15 protein-coding genes are annotated in these 16,572 nt (G+C 65.1%); 5 read left to right on the top strand and 10 right to left on the bottom strand.

The genetic code is table 11. The annotated features are described in order from the left end of the window. Positions 1-142 precede the first annotated feature (142 nt). On the bottom strand, positions 143-526 hold the full coding sequence (locus tag ASE52_RS00080) for a VOC family protein (protein ID WP_057222898.1): 384 nt from the start codon (positions 524-526) through the stop codon (positions 143-145). 143 nt (positions 527-669) lie between these two features. After that, positions 670-894 (bottom strand): hypothetical protein, encoded by a 225-nt coding sequence (locus ASE52_RS00075; RefSeq protein WP_140426104.1) that lies wholly within the window; start codon positions 892-894, stop codon positions 670-672. Between the two features lie 71 nt (positions 895-965). Between ASE52_RS00075 and ASE52_RS00070 the strand changes: the two genes are divergently transcribed. Next, positions 966-1,853: a LysR family transcriptional regulator gene (locus tag ASE52_RS00070; protein WP_057222896.1), complete on the top strand. Its 888-nt coding sequence runs from the start codon at positions 966-968 to the stop codon at positions 1,851-1,853. A gap of 23 nt (positions 1,854-1,876) precedes the next feature. On the opposite strand, the gene ASE52_RS00065 is transcribed toward ASE52_RS00070, so the two are convergent. From ASE52_RS00065 to ASE52_RS00055, 3 genes are all read right to left on the bottom strand, one after another. Then, positions 1,877-2,122 (bottom strand): hypothetical protein, encoded by a 246-nt coding sequence (locus tag ASE52_RS00065; protein ID WP_010459941.1) that lies wholly within the window; start codon positions 2,120-2,122, stop codon positions 1,877-1,879. Beyond that, positions 2,119-2,544 carry a VOC family protein gene (locus tag ASE52_RS00060; protein ID WP_057222894.1) on the bottom strand — a complete coding sequence of 142 codons (426 nt, stop codon included), beginning with the start codon at positions 2,542-2,544 and terminating at the stop codon, positions 2,119-2,121. Before ASE52_RS00060 ends, ASE52_RS00065 begins: the two co-directional genes overlap by 4 nt. Positions 2,545-2,763: 219 nt before the next feature. After that, positions 2,764-3,300 (bottom strand): AraC family transcriptional regulator, encoded by a 537-nt coding sequence (locus ASE52_RS00055; RefSeq protein WP_241776882.1) that lies wholly within the window; start codon positions 3,298-3,300, stop codon positions 2,764-2,766. A gap of 262 nt (positions 3,301-3,562) precedes the next feature. Here ASE52_RS00055 and ASE52_RS00050 point away from each other — a divergent pair, with 262 nt between their 5' ends. Beyond that, positions 3,563-4,324, top strand: coding sequence for an NAD(P)H-binding protein (locus ASE52_RS00050; protein ID WP_057222892.1), 762 nt, complete (start codon positions 3,563-3,565; stop codon positions 4,322-4,324). A gap of 110 nt (positions 4,325-4,434) precedes the next feature. On the opposite strand, the gene pmbA is transcribed toward ASE52_RS00050, so the two are convergent. After that, positions 4,435-5,877: a metalloprotease PmbA gene (gene pmbA / locus ASE52_RS00045; protein WP_010459934.1), complete on the bottom strand. Its 1,443-nt coding sequence runs from the start codon at positions 5,875-5,877 to the stop codon at positions 4,435-4,437. A 64-nt stretch (positions 5,878-5,941) separates the two neighbouring features. On the opposite strand from pmbA, the gene yjgA reads away from it, so the two are divergent. Both yjgA and mog read left to right on the top strand, forming a co-directional pair. Continuing rightward, complete coding sequence (yjgA, locus tag ASE52_RS00040; RefSeq protein WP_057222890.1) at positions 5,942-6,613, top strand: ribosome biogenesis factor YjgA; 672 nt, start codon at positions 5,942-5,944, stop codon at positions 6,611-6,613. Then, positions 6,606-7,226 carry a molybdopterin adenylyltransferase gene (gene mog / locus ASE52_RS00035; protein ID WP_057222888.1) on the top strand — a complete coding sequence of 207 codons (621 nt, stop codon included), beginning with the start codon at positions 6,606-6,608 and terminating at the stop codon, positions 7,224-7,226. Before yjgA ends, mog begins: the two co-directional genes overlap by 8 nt. Before the next feature lie 105 nt (positions 7,227-7,331). Here mog and cysE read toward each other — a convergent pair whose 3' ends face one another. Both cysE and ASE52_RS00025 read right to left on the bottom strand, forming a co-directional pair. Further along, a complete protein-coding gene (gene cysE / locus ASE52_RS00030) occupies positions 7,332-8,111 on the bottom strand; it encodes a serine O-acetyltransferase (protein WP_057222886.1) in 780 nt (259 codons plus the stop codon). Between the two features lie 312 nt (positions 8,112-8,423). Beyond that, positions 8,424-9,236, bottom strand: coding sequence for an RNA methyltransferase (locus tag ASE52_RS00025; RefSeq protein WP_057222884.1), 813 nt, complete (start codon positions 9,234-9,236; stop codon positions 8,424-8,426). 174 nt (positions 9,237-9,410) lie between these two features. Between ASE52_RS00025 and ASE52_RS00020 the strand changes: the two genes are divergently transcribed. Next, positions 9,411-10,367, top strand: coding sequence for an inositol monophosphatase family protein (locus ASE52_RS00020; RefSeq protein ID WP_057222882.1), 957 nt, complete (start codon positions 9,411-9,413; stop codon positions 10,365-10,367). A 36-nt stretch (positions 10,368-10,403) separates the two neighbouring features. Here the strand turns inward: ASE52_RS00020 and ASE52_RS00015 are convergent, their stop codons facing one another. Both ASE52_RS00015 and ASE52_RS00010 read right to left on the bottom strand, forming a co-directional pair. Then, positions 10,404-11,534 (bottom strand): two-component system response regulator, encoded by a 1,131-nt coding sequence (locus tag ASE52_RS00015; protein WP_057222880.1) that lies wholly within the window; start codon positions 11,532-11,534, stop codon positions 10,404-10,406. A 24-nt stretch (positions 11,535-11,558) separates the two neighbouring features. Beyond that, a complete protein-coding gene (locus ASE52_RS00010; RefSeq protein ID WP_082606713.1) occupies positions 11,559-16,445 on the bottom strand; it encodes a PAS domain S-box protein in 4,887 nt (1,628 codons plus the stop codon). Positions 16,446-16,572 lie beyond the last annotated feature (127 nt).

The raw sequence follows: 16,572 nt of genomic DNA, 5'->3' as shown, positions 1-16,572 counted from the left end.
GGCCAGCACCACGCAGGTGGGACAGGCCATTGCACAGCGGGTGGCCAACGGCTAGGCCGGTGGCGCGCAATTGCTCCTAAAGATATAGCTACTCACGCATGATGGATAAGCGCTAGCAGCCATTTTTTCCTCAAACCGAGGACTACGTGGGGATGTCCTCGTGGAGGCAGAGGTAGTTGCCCTCGGTGTCCTTGAACCACGCCGCCTTCTCGGCCCCGAGAACGCACACGTGGTTCACGGTCTTGAGGCCCGGGAAGTCGTAGTCCTCAAAGACCACCTTCGCGCGTTTCAGCGCTGCGATGGTTGTCGCTATGTCTGCCACCTGGAAACTGATGGCCGTGTGGTCGGCCTTGGTGCCTTCCGGCTTGGGGAACAGCGCCAGTGTGCTGCCACCTACCGCATAGATGAACTTGCCATCGGGCCGGAACCCACCGGGCTTCAGCCCCAGGCAACCCTCGTAGAAGGCACGGGCGCGGTCCATGTCCATCACAGGCAGCATGGTGGTTACGGAGGAATCGGACAACATACAAAGTCCTTTCGCTCAATCCGGCCCTGCATTCGGTCTTAGCGCCTCCTGGTGGGCACCAGGCTCCCCGGTCCAGGCCGTCCGACCGGTTTTGCAGTGTAGGCCGATCCCCACGGCAGCACCAGTGCAGGTACCCACCTCCATCACCCCCCATGGGGCGGTACCTTGAAGCTCTCGGTGATGTGCTTTTCGGCGCGCGCCAGGGCGGCGCCCAGCGCCGCCAGCCGCCGCTGGCAAGCGATGCGTGCGCGCCAAAGCCAGTGGCCCTGTCCTGCCGAGGTGGGGGGTGCCTTCGGCGCAGCGTCTGCGGGCGAATGGGCCGTGACGTCATCGGAAGTACGAGGGTTCAAACGGGTGGGATGCAACATGGCCCGCATGCTCGGGCTTGGCTTACCATCTGTAAAGTTGAATTCAATGAAGCCTCAATTCACAAAAACTGATGCGTAACTTCAACCTGGACCACCTGCAGACGCTGATCGCCATTGCCGACCTGGGCAACTTTGCAGCGGCCGCGCAGGCGCTGCACCTGGCACCACCCACCATCAGCCTGCACATCAAGGAGCTGGAATCGCGGCTGCAGGCCGACCTGGTGGTGCGAGGCCGGCGGCAAGCCGAACTGACCCCCGCCGGCGAGGTGCTGGTGCAGGAAGGACGCCAGCTGCTGCTCGCTTGCGATGACCTGATGGAGCGCGTGCGCCGCCGCGCCTCGGGGCGCGAAGGCATCGTGCGCATGGGGGTGTCGGCGGGTGTCAGCACGCAGCTGCTGCCGCGCATGCTGGAGGCGCTGGCGGCACGCTGCCCCGGGGTAGAGATCCGGCTGGAGGCGGTCGGCTCAGCCGACTCGATGCAGCGGCTCAAGGCCGGCACGCTCGACATCGCCATTGTCGCCAGCCCGCAACCGCCTTTGGCCGAGGTACGACAGGCCCCCTGGCGCAACGACCCCATGGTGGCCCTGCTGCCCGCAGCGTGGGAGGCGCCCGAGTTCGTGACCCCTGACTGGCTGGCCAGCCGCCGCTGGGCATCGTTTGCGCCCGCCACACAGATGCACGGACTGATTGCCAACTGGTTTGGCCAGGCGGGCCACCACCCTCGCCCCTTTCTGGCCTTGAGCTACCCCGGCGCGCTCAAGAGCCTGGCGGTGGCCAGCCAGTGCGCCGCGTTGCTACCGCTGGAAGAGGTGGAGGACCAGCAGGGGGCGGACGACGTGCAGATCCGCCACCTGCAGCCGCCGCTCATGCGCCCCATGGCCGTGGCGCACCGCCACCAGCCACCGCCCTCGCCTGCGGTGGAGGGCGTGCTGCAACTGCTGGCCGACTTCGCAGACTAATGGCTGCGCGCCGCCGCCCGCCATCACGCGGGCGGTAAGCCCTGAGCGTCGGGAGAACGCCGCACCGCAGACCGCCGCAAATAGGGCTGCACAAACAGGTACAGCCCCGTCAACAGCAGCAGTGCCAGTGGCGGCAGGGGTGCATACGTCACCCAATCCGGCGGGTTGCCCGAGCCCTGCGCACGGGCCACAAAGTTGGCGACGACGGCCAGCGTGAACGCCATCGACACCCAGCGGTGAAGGCGCCGAATGCCCACGCCGGCGCTCATTGCGCATCTCCGGCGGCGAGCTGGATCATCTTCCAGCCATTGCCCGCCGGGTCACGAAAACCCGCATCCACGTTGCCGTACCGGTCCACGGGCTCTTGCGTGAACTCCACGCCCTGGTCGCGCAGCCGGGCATACGCAGCGCGGCAGTCCGCCACATGCAACACCAGCGGCGGCATGGCGCCCTTGGCCACCATGGCGCGCAACGTCTGCGCCGTGGCGGCATCGTGGATGGGCGGGCCGGGTGTGAACAGCCCCAGCTGAAAGTCCGGCTGATCGGGGTGCTGCACCGTCAGCCAACGGTACGGCCCGTTGCGCACGTCGGTGTGCACACGAAACCCCAGCTTGCCCTCATAAAACGCCAGCGCCTCGTCCTGGTCGTCCACATACACACCCACCACGCCAATGCCTTGGTTCTTCGTCATCAGATCTCCTTGGTTGCTAAGCGCCTGTTCAAGGTCTTTTTGGAGATCGCATTGGAGTGCCATCGCCCGATTTCACTCCAACCCTTCGGGCAAGTGCCTTGCCGGGCGGTCTGTGGCGTTGCGGCGCCTGCCAATAGCCGAGCTATTGGCTGCCCACCGCGCCTTGCATCCCATCCCGGCAAGGTACTTGTGCGACTTCAAAAAGACCTTGAACAGGCTCTAGGACGGGTTTGTACCTTCCGCCAGGCGGCGGCGCTTCTCCAAAACTGCTGTGGTGAGGTCGGGACGCTGTGCGGCTTTCAACACACAGGCGGGCACCTGGTCCAGGGGCGTGGCACTGGCCTGGGCCTCCAGCCGTACCGCACTGGGGCTCTGCCCCGTGATGTCGCGAAAGATGCGCCCGAAGGTGCCCAGGCTTTCCCACCCGGTGGCAAAGGCGATCTCAGTGACGGGCAAGTCTGTATCACGCAGCAGCGTGGTGGCCTGTTCGATGCGCCGGGTCAGCAGGTAGCGGTGGGGCGGGATGCCAAAGGCTTGCCGGAAAGACCGGGCGAAATGCGCTTTCGACACGCCGCTGACCTCGGCCAGTCGCTGAACTGGCCAGGCCTCGTGCGACGCGGCGTCCATGCGGTCCTTGGCACGCAGCAGGCGGCGCAGGAGGGCGGGGTCCTGCGGGGCAACGGGGTCGCTCGGCGCAGGATTCGGATTGCGAGTGGCTTCGCGAAGGAGCGGGGACTTCGAGGGCACAGAAGGCATGCGCAAAGCATATCGCCTCCATCCACGCTAGCCCTTGGCGCCCCCCCTCTGGCGGACAACCCCCAGCACGCCATGAATGGCCACGATCCCTTTTTCTTCGTTCAAGCCAGCAGCCCGTGAACAAAGTCACCGTCTGCCCGATCCGCTACACCCGCAGACCTTGGCGCTTGACCGGTTGCATGGAATCATCGCCACACCACCCGTCGATGACCATCGGGCCGTCGGCAGGCAACATCATCTTCCCTCTTCTTCGCGATTCCTCATGAAGCGTCTTCTGATTCTCGGAGCCACGGGCTCCCTGGGCCGCCACGTGCTGCAGCAGGCCGTTGCGGCAGGCCACCAGGTGTCGGTGCTGGTCCGCAACCCCGCCAAGCTGCCCACCGAATTGCGGTCACGCATCACGGTGCACCAAATGGACCTCGGCACCGTGGCCATCGGCGCCCTGGCGGACATCATCCGTGGCCACGAGGCACTGATCAACTGCGCCGGCCTGGTCACCGAAGGGCGGGTTTTTGTGGACCTCGTGGACCGGATTGTTTCCAGCGTTGAATCTCTGGCCCCGGCCGAGCGTCCCACATGCTGGTTTCTCGGTGGTGCCGCCGTGCTGGACATCGGCCCAACAGGGCGGCGGGGCGTCGAGCTACCCAAGGTCCGCGACACCTATTGGCCGCACTTGAAAAACTTTGAGCGCCTGAGCGCCTCATCGCTCGATTGGCGCCTGCTGTGCCCCGGGCCGATGGTGGACCAGCCAGCACTGGGCACTGCCAACCTGCGCATGGCGCCAGACCAGCTGCCGATGCCCATCCCGGCTTTTGCCGGCAAGCTGCCAAGCCTGCTGATGTTGCTGCTGTTTGCGTCGAAGGTGCCGCAGATGATCATCCCCTATGCGGATGCGGCCGCCGTGATGCTGGCGCACCTCACCCCCCGGGACGCCATGTCGCGCCACCGGGTGGGGCTCGCGCTGCCCGTGGGCATGCGCGGTAAAAAAGACACTTGGGCGGCCCGGCCCGGCAGCACTGCCTGACACCTTGCGGACAAAAAAAGGCCCTCGCCATGGCAGCCATGGCAAGGGCCTTTTGGGGTGGAAGGCTTGCGTTCCACCCTCCACACGACGGCGTCACGCCTCTGTGAGCGTCAGCTCCCCGCCACCTTCATGCGGTTCACCAGGATCGACCCTACCGTCTTGGCACCGTAGTTGTAGGCATCGGCGCCCACGGCTTCGATGCCCTTGAGCATGTCCTTGAGGTTGCCTGCGATGGTGATCTCGTGCACCGGGTAGGCAATCTTGCCGTTCTCGACCCAGAAGCCACTCGCACCGCGCGAGTAGTCGCCCGTCACGTAGTTCACGCCCTGGCCCATCAGCTCCACCACAAACAGGCCCGTGCCCAGCTTTTGCAGCATGGCGTCCAGGTTGTCACCGCTCTGCGTCAAGCGCGAAGTCATGGTCAGGTTGTGCGAGCCCCCGGCGTTGCCCGTGGTCTTCATGCCCAGCTTGCGGGCCGAGTAGCTCGATAGGAAGTAGCCCTGCACACGGCCGCCCTGCACCACCTTGCGCGGCGCCACGCGCACGCCTTCTTCGTCAAACGGCGAACTGCCCTTGCCGCGCAGCACAAACGGGTCTTCGAGAATGTCGATGTGCTTGGGGAAGACCATCTTGCCCAGCGAGTCGAGCAGGAAGCTGCTCTTTCGGTACAGCGAGCCCCCGCTGACGGCTTGCACAAAACCGCCCAGCAGGCCAGCGGCCAGGGTGGATTCGAACAGCACGGGACATTGGGTGGTGGGGATCTTGCGTGATCCGAGACGGCTCAACGCGCGCTGCGCGGCGTAGCGGCCCACGGCCTCGGGCGATGCCAGTTCAGTGGCATCGCGCATGGAGCTGTACCAGGCATCGCGCTGCATCTCGGCATTGCGGCCGGGCAGCGATGCGATGGGAGCCACCGAAAAGCTGTGGCGCGAGCTGGCATAGCCGCCGCGAAAGCCGCGCGTGTGGGCGCTGAAGAAATGGCTTTGCTGCGCCGACACACCCGCACCTTCGCTGTTGGTGATCCGACGGTGGGTCTTGAGCGCGGCGGCCTCGCAGGCCTTGGCGATTTCAGCGGCCTCTTCGCTCGTGATGGCCCAGGGGTGGAACAGATCCAGGTCACGGTGTGTGTCCGCAGGGGCGATGTCATCGGCATCGGGCAACCCCGCCACGGGATCTTCGGCCGTGAAGCGGGCGATGTCATACGCGGCCTGCACGGTCTGCTCGATGGCCTTGTTGGAGAAATCGGAAGTGCTGGCATTGCCACGGCGGTTGCCGAGGTAGACCGTCACGCCCAGGGATTTGTCGCGGTTGCGCTCCACGTTCTCCAGCTCGCCCTTGCGCACGCTGACCGACAGGCCGCAGCCCTCGGACGCCTCGGCGCCTGCGTCGGTGGCGCCGAGCTTTTTGGCATGGGCCAGGGCACGGTCCACCAGGTCTTCAAAGAACGCGCGGCTGTAGCTGAAGCCGTTGTCAGGGGTGCGGGAGGTGGCAGGCGCTGGCGCAGCGGAAGCCGCGCTTTGGGCGCGCGCGGCGCGGGTGGAGGGTTTATTCATAGCGGCAGCTATGATACTTGCCGCTGTGGCGCGCTCTGCGCCGCTTCTCTTTTTGCCCCCACCCATGTCACGCAAACCCAAAAAAGGCTACTTTGTGCGAGGCCAGTTCGTTGCCGAAGGCAGCGAAATGGACATTCAGCTCAAGGCCGAACTCAAAGGCACGCCCGATGCCAGCCGCACCGATCTCAAGCGCGAAAGCGACGAACTTCAGGATCTCGGCAAAGAGCTGCTGAGCCTGCGCGCCGACCTGTTCGAGGCGGTGGGCCTGCCCGACAAGCTGGTGGACGCGCTGGCCGAGGCCAAGCGCATCACCAACTTTGAAGGCAAGCGCCGCCAGATGCAGTACGTGGGCAAGATCATGCGCAAGCTTGAACCCGAGCTGGTGCAAGCAGCCCGCCAGGCGCTGGAGGAGCAGCACAAGGGCTCGGCCACCGAAAAGATGCAGCTGCACCTGGCCGAACACTGGCGCGACCGCCTGATTGCGGATGACGAGGCCCTCGCACCCTGGATGGCCGAGCACCCCGGCACCGACACCCAGCAGCTGCGCGCCCTGATCCGCCAGGCCCGCAAGGACGCACAGCCCGCCGGCAAGGAGGCCAATGTCCAGGTCTCGCAAGGCCTGGCCCCCCGCAAGGGCCGCGCCTACCGAGAGCTGTTCCAGCTGGTGCGTGAGCACCTGGGCGGCACGGGCACGGACGATGCCAGCGACATCGACGGGGAAAACGGCGATGAGTGAGCCCGTGGGCAGCCCTGCACCCCACCACGACGCCGTGAAGATCGGCATCGTGTCCATCAGCGACCGCGCCAGCTCCGGTGTCTATGAAGACAAGGGCCTGCCTGCGCTGCAGGACTGGCTCACGCGCGCACTGCACAACCCCATCACGTTCGAATCGCGCCTGATCCCCGATGAACAGGATGGCATCAGCGCCGCGCTGGTCGAGCTGGTCAACGCAGGCTGTTGCCTGGTGCTGACCACCGGTGGCACCGGCCCCGCCCTGCGCGACGTGACGCCCGAGGCCACGCTGGCCGTGGCGCACAAGGAGATGCCGGGCTTTGGCGAGCAGATGCGCCAGATCAGCCTGAAGTTTGTGCCCACCGCCATCCTGTCACGCCAGGTGGCCGTGGTGCGCGACCAGAGCCTCATCATCAACCTGCCCGGCCAGCCCAAGGCGATTGCCGAAACGCTAGAAGGCCTGAAGGACGCCGACGGCAAGCAGATCGTGCCCGGCATCTTTGCCGCCGTGCCGTACTGCGTGGACCTGATTGGCGGCCCGTATCTGGAAACGCGCGACGAAGTCTGCAAGGCGTTCCGGCCCAAGAACGCGGTGCGAGCGCCCCGCCCGGCCTGATTTCTCAAGATTCAAAGAAAAATAGCTGCCAGCGCTTATCTCATAAGCGCTAGCAGCTATATTTTTTATAGCAATCTGATTTTTGAATACAGCGCCGGCAAGCCGCTACTTGCCCACCAGCTCGTTGAGCTTGCCCGCTTCGAACTGCTCCTTGAGCGCCGCATCGCACGGCACGCAGTCCTTGTTCTGCGGGTTGGCGGACAGTTTCTCGATGGCCTGCCACAGCAGTGCAATCTGGTGCTCCTGCGACGAGGCGTTGTCGATCAGCCCGCGCATGGCCTGCGAGAGCGGATCGTCCTCTTGTGTGATGCCATAGGCCGTGAACTTGGGGGTCTGCTGGGGCTCCGTCACGTCGGCGCTCTGGCCTTCCTTGGAGGGGATGATGCGTGCCGGAATGCCCACCGCCGTAGCGCCTGCAGGCACGGGTTTGATGACCACCGCGTTGCTGCCGATCTTGGCGCCGTCGCCCACTTCAAAGCCGCCAAGCACCTTGGCGCCCGCACTCACCACCACGTTTTTGCCCAGCGTGGGATGGCGCTTGCTGCCCTTGTAGAGCGATGTGCCGCCCAGCGTGACACCCTGGTAGATGGTGCAGCCGTCGCCGATCTCGGCAGTCTCGCCCACCACCACGCCCATGGCATGGTCGAAGAACACACGCTCGCCGATCTTGGCGCCGGGATGGATCTCGATGCCCGTGAACCAGCGCGCAAAGTGCGAGATGAAGCGCCCCAACCACTTCAGGCCGTGGTGCCAGCACCAGTGCGCCGGCCGGTGCAGCCAGATCGCGTGCAGGCCCGGATAACAGGTGATCACCTCCCACGTGCTGCGCGCGGCAGGATCGCGGTCGAGGATGCACTGGATATCGGAGCGCAGGCGGGCGAACATCGTGGCTCGTTTCTTTTGGTTATGTGTTGAGAACGTGTCTACGGTCTTTTTGGGGCCGCGTTGGGGCTCAATCGGGATGAGTGGATGCACCGGCTGCGCAGCATGGGCTCATGCCCATGCAAGACGCCGGTGCGCCCAATCGCCCGATTTCGCCCCAACCCTTCGGGCAAGTGTATTGTCGGGCGGTCTGCGGCGTTGCGGGGCTTGTGGATAGCCAACTATCCACTGCGCACCGCGCCTTGCATCCCATCCCGAAAATACACTTGCGCGGCCCCAAAAAAAGACCGTAGACACGTTCTAAGGCTGCACAGTCTATCGTTTTGACTGGCTCGTCTCGATCATGGCCTTGGCGACACCTCGCAGGATGTGGATTTCCTCAGGGCTGAGCTGCGCGCGGTTGAAAAGCTGGTTAAGGCGGGGCATGAGCTTCTTGGGCGCGGCGGGGTCCAGAAAGCCGATGGTGGTGAGCGCCTGCTCCCAATGGCCCAGCATGCCCGCCACCTGGGCGGCGTCGGCCAGGGCGCGGGCGGGCGTGGCATCCAACACCGGGAACCCGCCCAGCGCCATGCGCCACTCGTAGGCAATCACCTGGATGGCGGCGCCCAGATTGAGGGACCCAAATCCGGGATTGGTGGGAATGGACAGCGCCACGTGGCAGCGGTAAACGTCTTCGTTGGTCATGCCAAAACGCTCGGAGCCAAACAGGAAGGCCACACCCGCCTGGCGGGCTGCCACTGATGGGTTGGGTGCCGGTTCCTCAGAATTTTGAGTGTTTTTGGCCTCTAGCACTTGTCCTTCAATCGCTAATAGCTCTTGTTTTAATAGCATTTCGAAATGGGCACGCGGCGCTGCCGTGGGCGGCCCGAAGTCGCGCGGGGTCATCGCTGTGGCGCACAGGTGGCTAATGCCGTCCAGCGCCTCGTCCAGCGTGGCCACGATGCGGGCGTTCTCCAGCACGTCCAGGGCGCCGCTGGCGCGCTGGATGGTCTCCTCACGCCGCAACACGTTGGGCCAGCGCGGGGCCACCAGCACCAGGTCGTCAAAACCCATGGTTTTCATGGCGCGGGCGGCAGCGCCCACATTGCCGGCGTGGCTGGTGTTGATCAGGACAAAACGGGTCTTCATGGGCAAAGGCAGGACGAGGGCAAAGGGCGGGCGGTTAGGCGAAAAGGGACACTGCGGGTAAAATCCCGCCCTCATTGTCGCCGCCCGCATCGCCGGGTCGGATCGCACCGCTCCTGATTCGCAGGCTGCCCATGCCACCGTTGCATGCGGGCACCCTGCTCACCACCACAATTTATGTCGTCCAATCTGCACCCCATGCTTAACGTGGCCATCAAGGCCGCACGCGCCGCCGGCGCCATCATCAACCGCGCGGCCCTTGACGTGGAATCGGTGCGGATCTCGCAAAAGCAGATCAACGACTTTGTGACCGAAGTGGACCACGCGTCCGAAAAAATCATCATCGAGACGCTGCTCACGGCCTACCCCGGCCACGGCATCCTGGCCGAAGAGTCGGGCACCGAATACGGCGCCAAGGATTCGGAATTCGTCTGGATCATCGACCCGCTGGACGGCACCACCAACTTCATCCACGGTTTTCCCGTGTACTGCGTGAGCATCGCCCTGGCCGTCAAAGGCAAGGTCGAGCAGGCCGTCATCTATGACCCCTCGCGCAACGATCTGTTCACATCGACCAAGGGCCGTGGCGCCTACCTGAACGAACGCCGCATCCGCGTGAGCAAGCGCACCCAGCTCAAGGACTGCCTGGTCTCCACCGGCTTCCCGTTCCGCCCGGGCGACAACTTCAAGAGCTACCTCAACATGATGAGCGACGTGATGCAGCGCACGGCCGGCCTGCGCCGCCCCGGCGCCGCCGCGCTGGACCTGGCCTATGTCGCCGCTGGTTTCACCGATGGTTTCTTCGAGACCGGCCTGTCGATCTGGGACGTGGCCGCGGGTTCGCTGCTGGTGACCGAGGCCGGTGGCTTGGTGGGCAACTTCACGGGCGAGGCCGACTTTCTGGAGCAGCGCGAATGCCTGGCGGGCAACCCCCGCATCTACGGCCAGCTGGTGCCGATTTTGGGCAAGTACAGCAAGTTTGCGAGCGCTGGCGACAAGGCGGCCGTGCGCCAGGCCGCTGCCGCAGACGCACCCGTCAGCGCTGAAGCCGAGGCTGCAGCCGATGTGGAGTCCGACACCACGGGTGCCGCCCCACAGGCCGACGCCCCCAAGAGCGAAGACGCGCCGTTCTGATGTATGCCTGAGCACCGTCCCCTATCGGGACTGTGCTCAGTTCGGGTCGGGATATTTCTGGGCAATGCTGCGGAAATCTTCCGCAATGTCCACAAACGCATCCACCATGTCGGGGTCAAAGTGCGTGCCCTTGCCCCGCACGATGGTGTTGCAGGCCTGGTCGTGCGAAAACGCAGGTTTGTAGACACGCTTGCTGATGAGCGCGTCGTACACATCGGCCACGGCCATCAGGCGCGCCGACACCGGAATGGCATCCCCCGCCAGGCCTTGCGGATAGCCTGAGCCATCCCACTTTTCCTGGTGGCTGTAGGCGATCTCCTTGGACACGCTCAAAAACGCCACGCGCATGCCCAGGCGCCGCTCGGCTTCATCAATGGCGTTGCGGCCCAGCGTGGTGTGGGTTTTCATGATCTCGAACTCGTCCACCGTGAGCTTGCCGGGCTTGAGCAGGATGCTGTCGGGGATGCCGATCTTGCCGATGTCGTGCAACGGCGCGGACTTGTACAGCAGCTCGATCATGCGGTCGTTGAGCACGGGCTCGAAACGCGGGTGGTGGCGCAGCCGCTCGGCCAGCGTCTTCACGTAAAGCTGGGTGCGGCGGATATGGTTGCCAGTTTCGTTGTCGCGGGTCTCGGCCAGCGAGGTCATGGCCATGATGGTCACATCCTGAATGGCTTGCACCTCCAGCGTGCGCATGGCCACTTCGCGCTCCAGGTAGGAGCTCTTGTCGCGCAGGAAATCCGCGGTGGCCTTGAGCGCCAGGTGGGTGTTCACCCGTGCCAGCAGGATGGGTGGGCTGATGGGCTTGGTGATGTAGTCCACCGCGCCCAGCGCCAAGCCCATGCGTTCGTCATCGGGATCGGAGCGCGCCGTGAGGAAGATCACCGGGATGTCGCGCGTGGCCGGTGCTGCCTTCAGGCGCCGGCAGACCTCGTAGCCATCCATCTCCGGCATCATGATGTCCAGCAGGATCAGGTCGGGAGGTGTGCCCGACTGCGCAATCTTCAGGGCCTTCTCGCCATGGTTGGCCACCTTCACCAGGAAATGCTCGCGCAGCAGGCTGCCCATGAGGGTGAGGTTGTCGGGCGTGTCGTCCACCACCAGCACCGTGGCGATCGGCTTGTCAACAAGAACGGCCTGCGGGGAGGCAAAGGGCGCGTTGTCCATGGAAGTTCCTGGGTGTGGTGCCGCTCAAGAGGTATGAACGGCAGGGTATTCGGGGCCTGACACGGCGGCCATCGCCTCCAGTGCCTGCTCAAAATCAAAATTCAGGGTGTGCATCTCGACCACCGCAAAGGTGTGCCCCAACGCGGGCTTGAGCACCTGGACATTGTGTTGGAAAAACTCGGAAGCCGCTGGGTCGTCCTGCTCCAGCAGGCCGCGCAACTGTTGCAGGGCCCCTTCGGAATCCAGCGCTTTCAGCCCCGCCGCTGCAGAGGCGTCCGGCCCGTGCGGCTGCCCGGCTTGCGGCCCATGCATCCACGCCTGCAATCCCGCCAGCACGGGCCGCAACGCGGCGCCCAGGTTGGCCCCGAGTCCGACGATCACATCCACAGGGGCCCCGCTGCGGATGCCCTGTTCCAGCGCTTGCGCGTGGGCCGACACCTCCTGCGCGCCAATGTTGGCCGCAACCGAGCGCAGGGTGTGGGCCAGGCGCTCTGCCAGCACCGTGTCTCCGTTGGCGACGGCTTGCTCCAGGTCCGCAAGCACCGGCGACTGCCCTTGCACAAACCGCCGCAGCATCTCGGCATAGAGCCCCGGCCTGCCCAGGGCGCGCTCCAGGCCCAGCGACGTGTCCAGGCCCGCCACGGTGGGGAAGGACGGCGCCGGGGCAGCGTTGGCGGTGGCCGGAGCCATGGCGTCAGCCTCCGTGCCTGCGCCGGTGCGGACCGCACCGCCCGCCAACGCCTGGCCCAATCCCGGCCGGGGCCGAATCCATCGGCCCAATGCGGCCCATAGCGCCGCAGGCTCGATGGGTTTGGCCACATGGTCGTTCATGCCGGCGGCAAAGCAGCGCTGGCGATCAGCCTCCATGGCGTTGGCGGTCATGGCCACGATGGGCAGGTGAACATGGCGCGGGTCGCGGCGCAGTTGCCGCGTGGCGGTTTCGCCGTCCATGACAGGCATCTGCATGTCCATCAGCACCACGTCGTAGAGCTTGCGCTCAATGCGATCAAGGGCGATCTGGCCGTTCTCGGCCACATCGACGGCAAAACCGGCTTCGAGCAAGAGTTCAACCGCCACCATCTGGTTGAGCTCGTTGTCCTCCACCAGCAGCACCGACGCACCCCGGATTGCCAGCGGCAGCTCGTCTGCCGCAGGCGCGGGGGTGACCACGCGGCGTGGGCTGTAGGTGGAGTGTTCCAGCGGCTGCATCAGCGTGTCGAACAGCAGCGAGGCGTTGACGGGCTTGATCAGCACCGTGTCGATGCCCTGCGCGCGGGCGGCGCGCATCACGTCCTCCCGCCCGTAGGCTGTCACCATGAGCATCTTGGGCACCTGCGCCATGCCCAGGCCCCGGATGTGGCCCGCCAGCTGGATGCCGTCCATGCCCGGCATGTGCCAGTCGAGCAGCAGCAGGCCAAACGGCTGGTGCCGTGCCATGGATTCGCGCAGGCGATCGAGGGCTTCTAGACCCGAATGGGCCTGCTCCACCTCAAAGCCCATGGCCAGCAGCATGTCGGACAGCACGGTGGCCGCCGTCTGGTTGTCGTCCACCACGAGCACGCGGCGGCCCCGCAGGTCAGGGGGTGGCAGCAGCACGCGCGCGGGCGCCCCGCGTTCAAGCGGCACAGCCACCCAGAACGTGGAGCCCTGGCCATAGGTGCTCTCCACACCGACTTCGCCCCCCATCAACTCCGCAAGGCTCTTGCAGATGGCCAGCCCCAGACCCGTGCCTCCATAGCGGCGCGTGGTGGAGGTGTCTGCCTGCTGGAAGCTCTGGAACAGCCGCCCCATCTGTTCCGGCGTGAGCCCGATGCCGGTGTCGCGCACTTCAAAACGCAGCATCAACCGATTGCCCGCGGCCTCCAGCACCCGCACGGCGATGCTGATCTCGCCCGTCTCAGTGAACTTGATGGCGTTGTTGGCAAAATTGATGAGGATCTGGCCCAGGCGCAGCGAATCGCCCACCAGATTGGGGGGCACGTCGGCCGCCACATCGCAAACCAGCTCCAGGCCTTTGGCACCGGCCTTGTAGCCCACCACGTCGGACACACTCTCCAGCATGCGGTCGAGCACGAAGGGCTGCTTCTCCACCATGAGCTTGCCCGCCTCGATCTTGGAGAAATCCAGGATGTCGTTGATCACGCCCAGCAGGTGCTGGCCGGCCTGCTGGATCTTGCTCACGTAGTCGTGCTGGCGCTCTGTCAGGCCAGACTTGAGCGCCAGGTGCGACATGCCGATGATCGCGTTCATGGGCGTGCGTATCTCATGGCTCATGTTGGCCAGAAAATTCGACTTGAGTGCGGTGGACTCCTCCGCCAGTTCCTTGGCGCGGCGCAGGTCCTGCTCGGCGCGCTGCCGGTCGGTGATATCGACAAAGGTGCCGATGGCCCCACCCGGCGAGCCATCGGGCCGCGAGAAACCGTGCAGCCAGAACAAGGTGTGGTGCACCTTTCCGTCCGCATACGGCAGGTCCACCTCCTTGTGCACCGACTGGACCCCATGCAGGGCCTCCTGGGCATCTGCATCAAAGCGTTCCCGCTCAGCCTCAGGGAGGAACTTGAGGTCCAGCACGGTCTTGCCGATCAAGGCCTCGCGCTGTACGCCAAAGGCCTGCTCATAGGCGCGGTTGAAACCGATGTAGCGGCCATCTGCGTCCTTGTAAAACAGCGGCACGGGGATGGCGTCAATGAGTGCCTGCTGAAAATCAAGCTGCTCGGCCACACGGGCCTCCAGCAGCTTCTGGTCGTGGATGTCCACATTGACACCCACCACCCGCACGGGTTTGCCGGCATCGTCGCGGAAGATGCGGGCGGCCGACAGGAACCAGCGCACTTCGCCATCGGGCCGCACGATGCGCCAGGAATCGCGCAGATCGGGGGCGCCGCTCGCAAGGCATTGATCGAAGTACGACGCTGCGCGGTCCCTGTCGTCCGGGTGCAGGCACTCCATCCAGTCGCGCTTGCTGCGCCCCTGCGCCTGGGGCGGCAAGCCGAGCATGGCGACCAGTTTTTCGCTCCACAGCACCTCGTCTGCCACCAGATCGATGTCGAACACGCCAATCTTGCCAGCCTCCTGTGCCAGCTCCAGACGGTCCTTGGCCTGCTGCATGGCGATCTCTGCCCGCCGCTGCTCGCTGACATCTTCGATCACCCAGATGGATGCACTCCGGAAACCATCCATCTGCAGGTTGCGGCCCGCCATCCGCGCTTCGAACCGACTTCCGTCCAGGCGGCACAGCGTTGTGGTTTGGCGCACGGCCCGCCCTGCAGTCAGCACCGGGCCCACATCGGCGTAAAAACGCTTTGCAAATTCACCGCGTCCGAGCAATGCCGCCACGCTCAGTCCGAGCAGGTCTGCCGCGGAGCCCCCCATCAGTTCCACAAACGCGGGATTGAACTGCCGGAACTTGCCATCTCCCACCAACGCGATGGGGGGCGCGTTGTCAAAGATGGCTGTCTGCTGCTCCAGCAACTCGTTGAGCAGTCGTTCGCGCCGCTCCAGCTCCTTCTGGGCCTGGATGCGCCCGGAGACATCTTCATGCAGGCCGACAATGGCAATGCGGTTGCCACGCTCGTCAAACACCGGCGACAGCGTGGCCTCATCGTGGTAGATGCCCCCATCCTTGCGGCGATTGACAAACTGCCCTTGCCACGAGCGGCCTGACAGCAGCGTGGACCACATCTCCTGGTAGGTTTGCGCGGGGGTCTGGCCACTGGCCACCACCGACGGTTTCTTGCCCCGCACCTCTTCCAGCGTGTAGCCCGAGCTGCGCTCGTACTGCGGATTGACCCAGTCGATGCGGCCTTCTCCGTCGGTAATGACCACCGAGACCGGGCTGCTCCCGAGCGCGGCGCCCACAACCCTGAAGCGCTCGAGCGCAGCACCCATCCGCGCGCGGCTGCGCAGCAGATCCAGCAGCAGCAAGCCCAGCAGGAACAACAGCACAAAGGCGACCCCTCCCACCTTCATGCGCTCAGACCAAGGCACCAGGACACTCACATCGTCCAGCATCGCCAGTTGCCACTGGCCTCCCGGGTCACCCCAGTCGATGTGGCGGCGCTCTACCGCGTAGGGCACCCCGTTGAGGACGACCTCGCCCGCATCCGGCGCAAACGGCAGGGAAGAAGCCAGCCCCTTGTCGAAGTGGCTGCCAAACTGGCGGGACGCCCGGATCGAATCAATGCGCGCCTGGGTGAGCGGCGGGGCCACGGCAAACAGCCACTCGGGCCGCGTGGAGGCAAACACCACGCCTTGGGGAGACAGCAGCACGGTGGGCATCTCGGTACGCTTGAGCACCTCGTCAAACAACTCGAAACCCACCTTGAACATCACCACGCCGATGATGGAGCTGGACGGCGTCTCGTTTTCATACAGAGGTGCAGCGTAGTAGAGCCCCCGCTCCTGCGAGTTGCTGCCGATGGCGGCGTACACGCTGATGGCCCCCTTGATGGCCTGCTGGAAATATGGGCGGAACGCCAGGTTGAGACCGGTGGAGCGGGTGCCCGGCGTCTCGTGGGCCACCACGGTGCCGTCGGCGGACATGACATAAACCCCGTTGACCAGAAACCGCCCACGCGCTACCCCCAGCCGCGCAAGGGCTTCGGGGTCATCCGGCGCTAGCTGCCCCAGGGCCATGGCCTTGAGCATCGGTTCGCTCAGCCCCAGCAGCGACACCGCGCCCAGCATGCCACCACCCGTGATCCGGGCTTGCAGGGTGTCCACCGTCTGCTGCAGCAACTTGGCGCGCTCGGCTGCACGCTCGGCGCCTTGCCAGTGCATGGCCCCCAACACCACCAGCCACGCCCCCACCAGCGCCGCGGCCACTACCAGCACCAGGCCACGCACGCCAGGGGCATTGCGGTCCAACACCTTGTCCAGAAACCCGCCTACGCCCTCACCCACCCGCGTCACTCCGAACCTCCGACCAGGCCCAAGAAACATATCTGGCAAAACTTAACGCGTGGGGTACAACAAGGCATCAATATCCCCCACCGGCCCGGGCCGGCCAAAAAGAAACCCCTGAAACCCCTCGCACCCG

Origin of the sequence: Acidovorax sp. Root275, assembly GCF_001428965.1 — a bacterium.
Lineage (GTDB): Bacteria > Pseudomonadota > Gammaproteobacteria > Burkholderiales > Burkholderiaceae_C > Acidovorax > Acidovorax radicis.
Note: the sequence above shows the minus strand (reverse complement) of the source record. Positions and strands in the feature narration are given on the sequence as shown.

Bases quoted from the DNA above. Each gene is read 5' to 3' on its own strand.
- ASE52_RS00080 (WP_057222898.1), bottom strand. From the start codon at position 526: ATGTTGTCCGATTCCTCCGTAACCACCATGCTGCCTGTGATGGACATG.
- ASE52_RS00075 (WP_140426104.1), bottom strand. From the start codon at position 894: ATGTTGCATCCCACCCGTTTGAACCCTCGTACTTCCGATGACGTCACG.
- ASE52_RS00070 (WP_057222896.1), top strand. From the start codon at position 966: ATGCGTAACTTCAACCTGGACCACCTGCAGACGCTGATCGCCATTGCC.
- ASE52_RS00065 (WP_010459941.1), bottom strand. From the start codon at position 2,122: ATGAGCGCCGGCGTGGGCATTCGGCGCCTTCACCGCTGGGTGTCGATG.
- ASE52_RS00060 (WP_057222894.1), bottom strand. From the start codon at position 2,544: ATGACGAAGAACCAAGGCATTGGCGTGGTGGGTGTGTATGTGGACGAC.
- ASE52_RS00055 (WP_241776882.1), bottom strand. From the start codon at position 3,300: ATGCCTTCTGTGCCCTCGAAGTCCCCGCTCCTTCGCGAAGCCACTCGC.
- ASE52_RS00050 (WP_057222892.1), top strand. From the start codon at position 3,563: ATGAAGCGTCTTCTGATTCTCGGAGCCACGGGCTCCCTGGGCCGCCAC.
- pmbA (WP_010459934.1), bottom strand. From the start codon at position 5,877: ATGAATAAACCCTCCACCCGCGCCGCGCGCGCCCAAAGCGCGGCTTCC.
- yjgA (WP_057222890.1), top strand. From the start codon at position 5,942: ATGTCACGCAAACCCAAAAAAGGCTACTTTGTGCGAGGCCAGTTCGTT.
- mog (WP_057222888.1), top strand. From the start codon at position 6,606: ATGAGTGAGCCCGTGGGCAGCCCTGCACCCCACCACGACGCCGTGAAG.
- cysE (WP_057222886.1), bottom strand. From the start codon at position 8,111: ATGTTCGCCCGCCTGCGCTCCGATATCCAGTGCATCCTCGACCGCGAT.
- ASE52_RS00025 (WP_057222884.1), bottom strand. From the start codon at position 9,236: ATGAAGACCCGTTTTGTCCTGATCAACACCAGCCACGCCGGCAATGTG.
- ASE52_RS00020 (WP_057222882.1), top strand. From the start codon at position 9,411: ATGTCGTCCAATCTGCACCCCATGCTTAACGTGGCCATCAAGGCCGCA.
- ASE52_RS00015 (WP_057222880.1), bottom strand. From the start codon at position 11,534: ATGGACAACGCGCCCTTTGCCTCCCCGCAGGCCGTTCTTGTTGACAAG.